Below are 12,566 nucleotides of genomic sequence, written 5' to 3'. Positions count from 1 at the left end.
CTTGGCATCGCTAATACTTCGAGTTTAGCAATGGGAAATAAACAGCAGGTAAACATGAAATGAACGATAGGATAATTCAAGGACGGATCGGTAATATAATGTCAACCTGGGTGCCCTTACGATCAGCCGGCAGAATGTTCATCCGGCCAGAATGGGCTTCGACAAAAGCATTGGCAATCGCTATTCCTTTACCCGACTGATTTAGGATGTGTTTTAATTGCGTTTCTTCGATCCCGATTCCATCGTCCTCGATCTTAATGTAACAATAGCCTTCCTTTACAGAGATATTGCATTGAACCTGGGTGCCTGGCGGGTTATGGCTAACCGCGTTCATGATTACATTTTGAAGGGCTCTGCCTAACAGCCTTCTGTCAAACTCTACCATGCACCCGCTCTCTTCGGTATTAAACATAAAGGAAGTTTGCTCGGCTAACGGATGGTTTGCGATATCGATCATCAACTCGCGCAGAAAATCGACCACATCATCTCTCTTTTTATTCATAGGGAACTGTTCAACAGACCACCGGCCCGTTTGGTTCAAGTCATGGATGAGCTGCTTCATTTCCGCTGTCTTGCCGCTGATCTGCCTGCTAAAATTCTGCTTCTCTTCATCGGTCCATACATAATCGGCAGCCGTGAGCATATGAGCATACCCTTCGATATAGGACAAAGGCGTCTTAAGATCATGGCTAATAGCCGCGATCCATTCCCGCTTCTTGGCCTCCAAATTCAGTCGTTCGGTCTCGCTGCGCTGCAGTTGGATCGACAATAAATGCATTCGATCAAATAATTCTTTATATAGGACATACGGATAACGATAATGGTTATGGTGTAGCGAGCCATCGGAGCCATCGGAGCCATTGATGCCATCGTGGCTATCTGTGCCATCCAGGCCCCGACCACCCTTCGGCTGGCGGAAGTGTTCCAGCGGTAGGCTGTAGTTCCCCTCAGATAATCGGTTGATCCAGCGGATTAAATAGGTGAGCGGTTTGCCCACGCACCAACCGAAAGCAATGAAAAAAATAACCGTCAGCACAAATCCTGTAACAACTAAAAAAGTTTTCATTGAAATCGCGCCTCGGGGATTCATCCAATCCAGAAGATATATATATATCACTGCGCATAAAATAAAACTTAAGATAGACATTATCACCAACATGAGGGTTACCTTGATAAAGCGAAAAGCCATTCTCACCATCGGATTCATTCTTGTTCCTTCCTTGGGAGCAGCATTTTGTAGCCAAGTCCCCGGACATTAACAAGAAACCGGGGGTTTCCGGGGTCGGGTTCCATCCTTTTACGCAGCCGGAAAATATGGATGACCACAGTTTTCTCATCGCCAAGGTAGGGCTCGTTCCACACCGATTCGTATAATTGGCGCGTACTGAAGATCCGGTTGGGATGACGGCACAGGAATACAAGCAGTTCCCATTCGCGTGCCGGGCACTCCACTTCCTTGCCATTTACGATCAGCTCCCCTGCCTCAAGATCCAAACGAAAATATCCAAAATCGAGTTGGGTTATCCGTGACTGGGCAGACCGCTCCTGTTTTAATTTATATTTCAGGCGGGCTTTGATGCGGGCAACGACCTCGAGCGGATTGAACGGCTTCGTCATATAATCGTCTCCCCCGATGCCAAACCCCATCAGCTTATCCAAATCGGTATCCCTGGCGGTAAGAAAAAGAATCGGCGCTTCGGTAATTTTGCGGATTTTTCGGCACACCTCGAATCCGTCTTCATCCGGGAGCATAACATCCAGTATGATCACATCCGGATCAAGCTCCTTTAGCAAGCGCATGGCTTCCTCGCCAGTCCCGGCACTCCTGACAAACCGAAAGCCTTCCTTCTTGAGCACGGCAGTCAACATATCGCATAACCCTTGCTCATCGTCTACAAGCAGAACAGAAATGTTATCCATCGCATTAGTCTCCATGTGATTTGAAATTTCCACAAACTGTTATCTGTATTATATAACAGACTCGTCTGCCAACGCCCCGAATCCCTACGATCATTCTTCTATCACCTCTTCCGTCCCTCTAGCGCCCCTGTGCTCATCATTCTACGATCCACGATATTCCATCATGAACTCTCTATGATCACTATACGGTCCGGCTTTGTTTCCTCCGGGATCTCACTATGATCCCTCTCCCATTCTTCTAGCATTTCTCTGCTATTCTCCTAACATCCATCTGACCGCCCCCTCTCATCCTATCGATATAAAATTAACTTTAGGTAAACAAAGGCTGAACAAAGGGTAAATGATGCTTGATTATTCCATCGCAGCCTCGTCACGCGATCCCCTCTAACGACGCATAAATCAGTACCGCCTACATACAAAAGGAGCCTTCGCGATGAAGACTCCCTTGTTTGTAACCCTGTATTTTTTATAAGCCTTAAAAAGATCTTAGAATCTTAGACCAACGCCTTCAGCGCGATATCCGTCCGGTTATGCTTCCCCTCGAACGCAATCGACTCCGCCCGAGCATAAGCCTTCGCCCGAGCGGCAGCGATATCCGCTCCAAGACCGACCACGCCGAGCACACGCCCGCCATTCGTTCTCCAGGTTCCATCGGCATCGCGGGAGGTTCCTGCGTGAAATACAATCGTCCCTTCCTGCTCATCGTCCAGGCCGGAGATTGCAATGCCTTTCGGATAGGATGCAGGATATCCGCCGGAAGCCAGGATGACGCATACCGCTGCGTCTTTGCTCCATTCGAGCTCCAGATCCGCAAGCTTTCCGTTCACGGTTGCAAGGAACACCTCGAGCAAATCCGTTTGGAGGCGAGGCAGCACGACCTGGGTCTCCGGATCGCCGAATCTTGCATTGAACTCGATCGTTTTCGGCTTGCCGTCCGGCGTAATCATCAAGCCGGCAAACAATACGCCGCGGAACGGACGTCCCTCGGCTACCATCGCTTTCGCCGTCGGCTTGATGATCGTTTCGACCGCTTCCTCGATGATGGAAGGATCGATATGCGGCAGCGGAGAATAGGTCCCCATGCCCCCGGTATTCGGTCCTTGGTCGCCGTCATATACCGGCTTGTGATCTTGGGCGGCAGACATCGGTTTGACGGTTTCCCCGTCGACAAAAGCCAAAATCGACATCTCCTGGCCCTCAAGAAACTCCTCGATCACGACCCGGCTGCCAGCTTCCCCGAACACCTTGGATTGCATAATGTCGCTGAGCGCCTTCTCCGCTTCTTCCAGCGTCCGTGCCACGGTTACGCCTTTGCCGGCTGCGAGCCCGTCGGCTTTCACCACAATCGGCGCCCCTTGGCGGCGCAGGTAGACCAGCGCCTCCTCGTAGTCGTCGAATTTCGCATAAGCTGCCGTCGGAATGCCGTACTTATGAAGCAGATCCTTCATGAACGTCTTGCTGCCCTCGATTTCAGCGGCGTTTTTGCGCGGACCGAATACCGGGATGCCCGTGCTGTCAAACGCATCCACGATGCCATCCGCCAGCGGGTCGTCCGGTCCTACCACGACGAGACCCACCTGCTTCTCCACCGCAAAAGCGGTCAGCTTGTCAAACTCCGAAACGGCGATCGGCACGCATTCGGCCAACTGGCCGATTCCTGCATTGCCGGGCGCGCAATAAATCTTGCCTGCCTTCGGGCTCTTCGCCAGTGCCCATACGATGGCATGCTCCCTGCCGCCGCCGCCGATGACCAGAATATCCATGCTACCCCTCCTCATATTCCTATCCATTTTGGAAAAGCCCCTATCGGTTCACTGGGTAAATCGTCTACTCCGCACGAGTCCGTATCATCTACTACGGTATCGTTATCCCACACAAGTTCGTATCATTTCACTCCGTAAATCGTTTATCCCGCAAATGATGTGAGAACCCGAGCAGCGATGGGCCCGGGCTCCTGGTGTTATTAATGTTTGAAGTGTCTTACGCCGGTGAATACCATCGCGATGCCATGCTCGTTTGCAGCCTTGATGGACTCTTCATCCTTAATGGAGCCGCCCGGCTGAATGATGGCGGTAATTCCTGCTTTCGCGGCCAATTCAACCGTATCTCCCATCGGGAAGAATGCATCCGAAGCCAGGACAGCGCCTTTTGCTTTCTCGCCTGCCTGCTCAACCGCAATGCGCGCCGAGCCTACGCGGTTCATTTGTCCTGCGCCGACACCCACGGTCATATCGTCTGCCGCCAGTACAATGGCGTTGGACTTCACGTGCTTTACGACCTTCCATCCGAAGAGCAGCTGCTTCAGCTCCGCTTCGGTCGGCTCGCGGTCGGTCACAACCTTCAGGTCAACCGGATCCAGGGAATGCACGTCGCTCTCCTGAACGATCATGCCGCCTTCAATCGTCGTAACGGCGAGCGTGCTTTGACGCTCCTTCGCCGAACCGAACTCGCCCATTTTCAGCAGGCGGATGTTTTTCTTCTTCGTCAGAATTTCGAGCGCTTCCGGCGTAAAATCCGGGGCCAGGATAATTTCAAGGAAAATTTCCTTAAGCAGCTCGGCCGTAGGCGCATCGATCGTCCGGTTCGCGGCTACGATCCCGCCGAAGATGGAGGTTGGGTCCGCGTCGTACGCTTTTTTGTAAGCTTCCAATACATTTGCGCCAATTCCGACGCCGCACGGATTCATGTGCTTCACGGCAACGACCGCAGGCTCGTCGAATTCCTTAACGATCTGCAGCGCGGCATTCGCGTCATTGATGTTATTATAGGACAGCTCCTTGCCGTGCAGCTGCTCGGCTGTCGTAAGCGTACCGGCAGGTGCCAGCGGCTTGCGATAAAATGCCGCTTTTTGATGAGGATTTTCGCCGTAACGAAGATCCTGGATTTTTTCATAAGTGACGCTGAAGCGTTCAGGGAGCGGATCGCCGGTTACGTTCGACAAATATTCGGAGATTAATGTGTCGTAAGCGGCCGTGTGGCGGAACACCTTGGCTGCAAGCCGTTTGCGTGTTTCCAATGTCGTATCCCCGCCTGCACGGACCTCCTCGATCACCTGGCCGTAGTCCGCTGCGTCGACAACAACGCTTACGAATGCATGGTTTTTCGCAGCCGAGCGCAGCATCGTCGGCCCGCCAATGTCGATATTCTCGATGGCATCCTCATACTCGACATCCGGCTTGGCAATCGTCTCCTGGAACGGATACAGATTCACGACCACGAGGTCAATGTAATCCAGGCCCAGCTCCTTCATCTGACGCTGATGGTCTTCGCTGTCGCGAATCGCCAGCAACCCGCTGTGCACCGCAGGATGGAGCGTCTTCACGCGACCGTCCAAAATTTCAGGAAAGCCCGTCACATCCGAGATGCCGATGACAGGAACGCCTTCTTTGGCGAGCAGACTCTTGGTTCCTCCTGTCGAAATAATCTCTACACCCAATGAAGACAACTCACGGCAAAATTCCACGATGCCGGTTTTATCCGAAACGCTGACCAATGCTCTTTTGATACCCACGTCCATACCCCCTCATTTGAATGAAAAAAACTCTTACCTTACGACATCCGCCATCTTGCTCGACACTGCTCAATCCCTTTTTCCCCTTGAAAAAGGGATCGTCCGTCGCATCCTAGCCGCACTGCGACTTCGGCTCAACAAGTACTTAAAAGGGAATTGTGCGCCGTACTTCGGCACTTTTCCGGCTCAACAAGTACCTAAAAGGGTCTTGTCCACAGCACTTTGGCTCCTTTTCGACCCAACAAGTACCTAAAAGGGTCTTGTTTGCGGCTACTCTTTACCTCGCCCCGCTGCGCGGTCCGAGAAATGCCCGTCCTACTCAACATAACGTTTTCTGTCGCCTCGTTCTGCAAAAACGGCCTGTCTTGAATCCGTAGATGCTGTCGATACACGATAATTCCAAATTATTTCCCGAGAAATATCGAACATGTCGATTGCCTGTGCAAGCTTGTTCTCTTTTAGAAGAAAACCGTCTGGAAATAATCCATCCATATCCGTCAGCACTCGCGTTAAAGGAACAAATCACCGGCATCGAACCTGCACGAAACTGTAGCGAGCCTACAGCGAACCTGCCAGAATACCAACATACTAGATTTACTAGCCCTAAGTTAGATTTTACGCAACCTAATGTTCGACTTCCTGTACTTTATCAGCTATAGTCACATGCCGCCCGTTCAGCGAAACCCGACCCTCGGCGAACCACGATACGACTTCATAATACAGCTTCTGTTCGACCTCATGGATCCGTTCCGCCAGCGCAGCTGCGTCATCGCCTTCCCGTACTTCGACAGCCCGCTGGGCAATGACGGGACCGGTATCCATGCCTCCGTCTACAAAATGCACGGTTACCCCCGTCATCTTCACGCCGTACTCGATTGCCTGGCCGATGGCATCCTTGCCAGGGAAAGCCGGCAGCAGGGACGGATGGATATTGACGATTCGCCCGCTGTACGTTTCGACAAACGATGGACTGAGCAGCCGCATGTATCCGGCAAGCACGAGCAAATCCACGTCCCGGCGGTCCAGCTCCGTCACAATTTCGCGCTCATACGCTTCCTTCGAGGCATAAGCTTTCGGTTGAAAAACAAACACGTCAACATCCGCTGCCTTCGCCAGCTCTACGACGGGAGCCTCCGGCTTGTCGCAGACTAGCAGCCGGATTTCCGCTCCCAGCAAGCCCTTTCGCTGAGCCTCCACCAAAGCCTGAAAATTACTGCCTCTCCCGGAAGCGAATACCGCAATCCGATTGGCCTTCATTACACTTTAGCCCCCGTAAAGGTGATGACACGCTCGCCTTCCGTAACGCGGCCGATCACGTAAGGCTCTTCACCCGCCGAGCGGAGATACGCCAGCGCTTGATCCGCATCGCTCTCGTTCACGACAAGAACCATGCCGATCCCCATATTGAATGTCGTAAACATGTCTTTATTGGAGATGCTGCCCTTCTCCTGCATCAGCTTGAAGATCGGCAGAATCGGCCAGGTTCCGTACTCAATGTCGACATTGACGCCATCCGGCAGCATACGCGGAATGTTCTCGATGAATCCGCCGCCCGTAATATGTGCCATGCCCTTCACTTCGATCTCTTTCAGCAAGCCCAGCAGCGGTTTGACGTAGATTTTGGTCGGTGCCAGCAGCACGTCGCCAAGGCGTCCCCCCAGTTCGGGAATCTCCTGCTGCAGCGAGTACCCGGAATCCTCCAGAAGCAGCTTCCGCACGAGCGAGAACCCATTGCTGTGCACCCCGCTGGAAGCCAGGCCGATCACGGTATCGCCCGCCGCGATATTCGAGCCGTTAATCATTTTGGGCTTGTCGACAATGCCCACCGTGAAGCCGGCAATGTCATACTCCCCCTCGCTGTACATGCCCGGCATTTCCGCCGTCTCCCCGCCGATCAGGGAGCAGCCGGCTTGGTTGCAGCCATCGGCAATGCCTTTGACGATCGATTCGATTTTGGCAGGAATCACCTTATCGCAGGCCAAATAGTCGAGAAAAAAGAGCGGTTCCGCGCCTTGCACCACAATGTCGTTCACGCACATGGCTACCGCATCGATTCCGATGGTGTCATGCTGGTCCATCGCGAATGCAAGCTTCAGCTTCGTGCCAACGCCATCGGTGCCCGAGACGAGTACCGGCTCTTCATATTGTTCTTTATTCAGCTTGAACAGGGCGCCGAAACCGCCGAGATCTGTCATGACTTCAGGTCTGAATGTCGTTTTGACATGCTTTTTCATCCGCTCTACCGCTTCGTTGCCTGCTGCGATATCTACGCCTGCTTGTTTGTAAGTATCCGACACGCGTCTAACACTCCTTTTCATTTAAAAGAAAGAATCAGTGCACTAATCATTTATGGCCTTAATCAATCATCCGCTAAACGGTGCAACACAACAGCCAAATACGGAGATAAGTCCTGTTCGCCATTCCCCTTGGTCTCAAGTCCCTGCGTCGATACTCAATAGGAATGACGTGACGTATCTTGGGCCTCATACCAGGTATCTCCATGGTTTTGTACGAAAAGTCGGCTCATGAGGTCCCGCTTCCCGAGAACGCCACTAAGAAAGAAAAGACAGGAGGAAGATAGGATTGTTATCGTTGGCCATGAAGGCTAGTGACGCCCCCCTTAGCAACCGCAGTCTGAACACTTAGCTCATAGCTCATAGCTCATAGCTCATAGCACTTGGCCCAAGACTGAGCACTGAGCTCACAGCACTCTAGCTCATAGCACTTAACTCAGCACTTAGTACTTAGCAGCTAACCCTTAACAGCTGCAGCCCATCTTCTCTTCCCCGTCAAAATCAATTGGTGTCGGGTAATCATTGTCGAAGCAAGCAAGGCATAAACCGCCTTTATAGCTCTGCTCGTCGTAACCGCCGATGGCCGAGATCAGCCCCTCCACACTAAGGAACGACAAGGAGTCGGCATTGATCTCCTGGCAAATTTCCTCGATGCTCTTGGAAGAAGCGATCAGTTCCCTGCGGTCCGGCGTGTCGATGCCGTAGAAGCAGGGATTTTTGAACGGCGGCGAAGTAATCCGGACATGCACCTCGGTTGCCCCCGCTTCGCGAAGCAGGTTGACGATCCGGCGGGAGGTGGTTCCCCGCACGATCGAATCGTCAATCATGACGACCCGTTTGCCTTCGACCACGCGGCGCACGGCGCTAAGCTTCATCTTCACGCCCTGCTCCCGCAGCTCCTGGCTCGGCTGGATGAACGTCCGGCCCGTGTATTTATTCTTGATCAGACCCAGCTCATAAGGAATGCCGGTCTGCTCGGCGTAGCCGATGGCTGCCGATATGCTGGAATCGGGAACGCCTGTCACGACGTCCGCGTCGATAAAAGACTCCAATGCCATCCGGCTTCCCATCCGCTTGCGGGCCGAATGCAGATTCGAGCCGTTCAGGTCGCTGTCCGGGCGGGAGAAATAAATGTATTCCATCGCGCACAGCGCTTTGCGGCCCGGCGCCGTATAACGCTCCTCACGCAAGCCTTCGCGGTCAAGAATGAGCAGTTCCCCCGGAGCGACATCGCGAATCGTCTCCGCGCCGATCACTTCGAGAGCACACGTCTCGGATGTGAAAATATACGCGTCGCCGAGGCGTCCCATCGTCAGCGGACGCAGTCCGTTTGGATCGGAGGCAACCAGCAGCTTGTCATTGGTCATCAGCAGGAATGCAAAGCCGCCGACTAGACGCTGCAGCGCGTCCTTCGCCGCTTCGACGAAATCCTTCGGCGAACGCGCGATCAAGTGCGCAATGACTTCGGTATCGCTCGTCGTCTGGAAGATCGAGCCTGCCTTCTCCAATTCGCGCCGGAGCATCGGCTCATTCACGATATTGCCGTTCGTGGCAATCGCCAGATTGCCTTCCCGGTATTTGAAGACAAGGGGCTGTGCGTTGGTAATCCGGCTGTCTCCGCTGGTGGAATAACGTACATGCCCGATCGACATGTTTCCCTTGAGCGATTCCAGCTTATCCTTGTCGAATACTTCCTTCACGAGGCCCATGTCGCGGTGATAATTGAAACTGTCCCCGTCGGCCACGCAGATGCCTGCGCTTTCCTCTCCCCGGTGCTGCAGGGCATGCAGCCCGTAATAGGATAGGGAGGCGGCATCGGGATGACCAAACACCCCGAATACGCCGCACTCTTCTTTTAGTGTATCGAATATATCGCTCTTACCTGTTCCCTCATTGTAGTAATCCCCTGTCCATAATCCTTCGGGTATCAGTTCATGAGACATGGAATGGCATCCTCCCAGACGGATTTCAAAGCCTCCACGGATTCATTCAGCGCAGAAGCACCGTTAATGTTCATGCTGAGCTTGCTTCCGCCAACAACGCCAAGCGCGTGGAATGGAACGCCGGACTCTTGAAGGAGGTTCTCCAGCGCATTTTTATGGTCCGGGGATACGGACAATACGATCCGGGATTGGCTTTCGCTGAAGAGAGCGATATCGCTGCGAAGGTCGGTCGACCATTCGATCGTCGCGCCGACATTGCCGCTGATGCAGCTCTCCGCAAGCGCTGCGGCAAGTCCGCCTTCCGACACGTCATGCGCCGATTGAACGAGGCCGGCTTGGATCGCTTTCAGCACGCCGCTAAGCAGCTTCTTTTCTTTCTCCAAATCGAGCTGCGGCGGCCGTCCCTCGGACACGCCATGCACCACGGCCTGGAACTCGCTGCCGCCAAGCTCGGCATAGGTTTCGCCGAGTACATAAATCAGGTCGCCTTCGTTCTTGAAGCCTTGCGTCGTAATATGATCCGTGTCGTGGATCAGGCCGACCATGCCGACAACCGGCGTCGGGTAAATCGCGCCTTTGGCGTTCTCGTTATACAAGCTAACGTTGCCGCCGATCACCGGCGTCCCCAGCTCGCGGCAGGCTTCCGCCATGCCGTCCACGGCCTTCTCCATCTGCCAGAAAATATCCGGCTTCTCCGGACTTCCGAAGTTCAAGTTGTCCGTGATCGCCAGCGGCTCGGCGCCGGAGCATACGATATTGCGCGCCGCTTCGCTGACGGCGATCTTGCCGCCGAGCTCTGGGTCAAGATATACATAACGTCCGTTGCAGTCTGTTGTCATCGCCAGCGCCTTGCGCGTGCCGTGAACGGTCACGACGGCCGCATCCGAGCCCGGACGAACGGCGGTGCTGGTACGGACCATATAATCGTATTGGTTATACACCCATGCTTTGCTTGCAAGGCTTGGCGAGCCGAGCACTTGCTTCAGCGCTCCTCCCAGATCCTTCACTTCGTCATATCGGAGCGTGTCGACCGAGGCTTGCTCTTTGTAATAAGCAGGCACCTCGGACGGTTTATTATATACAGGGCACTCGTCGACGAGAGCCGTAACCGGCATGTCGCCGACGACTTCGCCGTGGTGGAACAGCTTCAGACGGCCGTCATCGGTCACCTTTCCGACCTTGGCGCAAATCACGCCCCAGCGTTCAAAAATTTCACGCGCCTGCGCTTCATGCTGAGGCTCGACAACGAACAGCATCCGCTCCTGCGATTCCGACAGCATCATTTCGTAAGGCGTCATGCCTTCCTCGCGCTGCGGAACTTGATCCAGATACAGCTCAAGCCCGTTACCCGCTTTGCTTGCCATTTCCGCGCTGGAGCAGGTCAGGCCTGCCGCGCCCATATCTTGAATGCCGAGCACGATGCCGGAGTCGATCAGCTCAAGGCAGGCTTCCATGACGAGCTTCTCCATGAACGGATCGCCAACCTGAACGGCCGTGCGGTTCGCTTCGGACTCCTCCGTCAATTCGACGGAAGCGAACGTTGCCCCGTGAATGCCGTCGCGTCCGGTCGGCGGTCCGACGTAGAAGACCGGATTGCCGACCCCTTTAGCTACACCGCGCTGGATTTTGTCATGATCGATAATGCCGACGCACATCGCGTTGACCAGCGGATTGCCTTCATAGCTCTCGTCGAAGACAACCTCGCCTCCGACCGTCGGAATTCCGATGCAGTTGCCGTAGCCGGCAATCCCGGATACAACATGCTCAAACAAGTACTTCACGCGATCGCTCTCCAGCTTGCCGAAGCGAAGGGAGTTCAGGATCGCAACAGGTCTTGCACCCATGGAGAAAATATCGCGGATAATGCCGCCCACGCCAGTAGCAGCGCCTTGGTATGGCTCAACGGCCGAAGGGTGGTTATGGCTCTCGATTTTGAATACAACCGCCTGGTTGTCGCCGATATCGACGATGCCCGCGCCTTCGCCGGGTCCCATCAGAACGCGTGGTCCGCTGGTCGGGAAGCGGCGCAGCAGCGGCTTGGAGTTTTTGTATGCGCAGTGCTCGGACCACATGACGCTGAACACGCCGATCTCGGTATAGTTTGGCTTGCGTCCCATGAAGGAACAGATCAACTCGTACTCGCTGTCCGAAACTCCCATCTGTTTGTAAATCTGATGCTCTGCAATCTGTTCTGCCGTCGGTTCCTTAACGGACGTTTGCTGCGCCATGAGTATCCCTCCATGCCTGTAATATGGATGTGAACATTGCCTTGCCGTCCTCCGAACCGAGCAGGCTGCTTACCGCCCGCTCCGGATGCGGCATCATGCCGATCACGTTGCCGCGTTCGTTGCAGATGCCTGCGATATCCGCGACGGAGCCGTTCGGATTATCTTGATACGTAAATACGATTTGCCGGTTGTCCCGAAGCTTTTTCAGCGTTTCTTCATCACAGTAATAGTTGCCCTCGCCGTGCGCGATCGGAATGACGATCTCCTGACCTTCCGCATACTCGCGCGTGAACGGCGTTGAGTTGTTGACCACTTTCAGGACACTGTCATGGCAGCGGAATTTCATCGTTTCGTTGCGGCGCAGCGCCCCCGGAAGGAGCCCCGCCTCCGTTAAAATCTGAAATCCGTTGCAGATGCCAAGAATATATTTGCCCTCTTCTGCCGCCTTCGCCACCTCGTTCATAACCGGGGCGAACCGGGAAATCGCACCACACCGCAGGTAATCCCCATAGGAGAACCCGCCGGGCACCAAGATGCAATCGTACGCGGATAAATCCGTTGCCGTATGCCATACATAATCCACCGGCTGCCCGATTGTCTCTTCCACCGCTTTGTAACAGTCAATATCACAATTGGAGCCAGGAAAGACCAGCACTGCAAATCTCATGGT

9 protein-coding genes are annotated in these 12,566 nt (G+C 54.0%); all 9 read right to left on the bottom strand.

Annotation, left to right across the window (positions count from 1 at the left end):
• Positions 1-76 precede the first annotated feature (76 nt).
• Positions 77-1,207: a sensor histidine kinase gene (locus tag NST08_RS04160; protein WP_341341475.1), complete on the bottom strand. Its 1,131-nt coding sequence runs from the start codon at positions 1,205-1,207 to the stop codon at positions 77-79.
• Positions 1,204-1,920, bottom strand: coding sequence for a response regulator transcription factor (locus NST08_RS04155; RefSeq protein WP_341341474.1), 717 nt, complete (start codon positions 1,918-1,920; stop codon positions 1,204-1,206). Before NST08_RS04155 ends, NST08_RS04160 begins: the two co-directional genes overlap by 4 nt.
• A 494-nt stretch (positions 1,921-2,414) precedes the next feature.
• Positions 2,415-3,683 (bottom strand): phosphoribosylamine--glycine ligase, encoded by a 1,269-nt coding sequence (purD, locus tag NST08_RS04150; RefSeq protein WP_341034404.1) that lies wholly within the window; start codon positions 3,681-3,683, stop codon positions 2,415-2,417.
• A gap of 200 nt (positions 3,684-3,883) precedes the next feature.
• Positions 3,884-5,431 carry a bifunctional phosphoribosylaminoimidazolecarboxamide formyltransferase/IMP cyclohydrolase gene (gene purH / locus NST08_RS04145; RefSeq protein ID WP_007132724.1) on the bottom strand — a complete coding sequence of 516 codons (1,548 nt, stop codon included), beginning with the start codon at positions 5,429-5,431 and terminating at the stop codon, positions 3,884-3,886.
• Positions 5,432-6,055: 624 nt separating this feature from the next.
• Complete coding sequence (gene purN / locus NST08_RS04140) at positions 6,056-6,688, bottom strand: phosphoribosylglycinamide formyltransferase (protein WP_007132725.1); 633 nt, start codon at positions 6,686-6,688, stop codon at positions 6,056-6,058.
• Positions 6,688-7,728, bottom strand: a complete 1,041-nt coding sequence (gene purM / locus NST08_RS04135) for a phosphoribosylformylglycinamidine cyclo-ligase (protein WP_341034405.1) — start codon at positions 7,726-7,728, stop codon at positions 6,688-6,690. The genes purN and purM overlap by 1 nt, the downstream gene beginning before the upstream one ends.
• A gap of 461 nt (positions 7,729-8,189) precedes the next feature.
• Entirely contained in the window at positions 8,190-9,668 is a 1,479-nt protein-coding gene (purF, locus tag NST08_RS04130) for an amidophosphoribosyltransferase (protein WP_007132727.1), read from the bottom strand.
• Positions 9,653-11,896, bottom strand: coding sequence for a phosphoribosylformylglycinamidine synthase subunit PurL (gene purL / locus NST08_RS04125; protein ID WP_007132728.1), 2,244 nt, complete (start codon positions 11,894-11,896; stop codon positions 9,653-9,655). The genes purF and purL overlap by 16 nt, the downstream gene beginning before the upstream one ends.
• Positions 11,874-12,563, bottom strand: a complete 690-nt coding sequence (purQ, locus tag NST08_RS04120) for a phosphoribosylformylglycinamidine synthase subunit PurQ (RefSeq protein ID WP_007132729.1) — start codon at positions 12,561-12,563, stop codon at positions 11,874-11,876. Before purQ ends, purL begins: the two co-directional genes overlap by 23 nt.
• Between the last annotated feature and the right edge of the window lie 3 nt (positions 12,564-12,566).

The sequence above is a fragment of the Paenibacillus sp. FSL K6-1566 genome (assembly GCF_038050475.1).
Lineage (GTDB): Bacteria > Bacillota > Bacilli > Paenibacillales > Paenibacillaceae > Paenibacillus_AQ > Paenibacillus_AQ lactis.
This window is presented reverse-complemented; position numbering and strand designations above follow the sequence as displayed.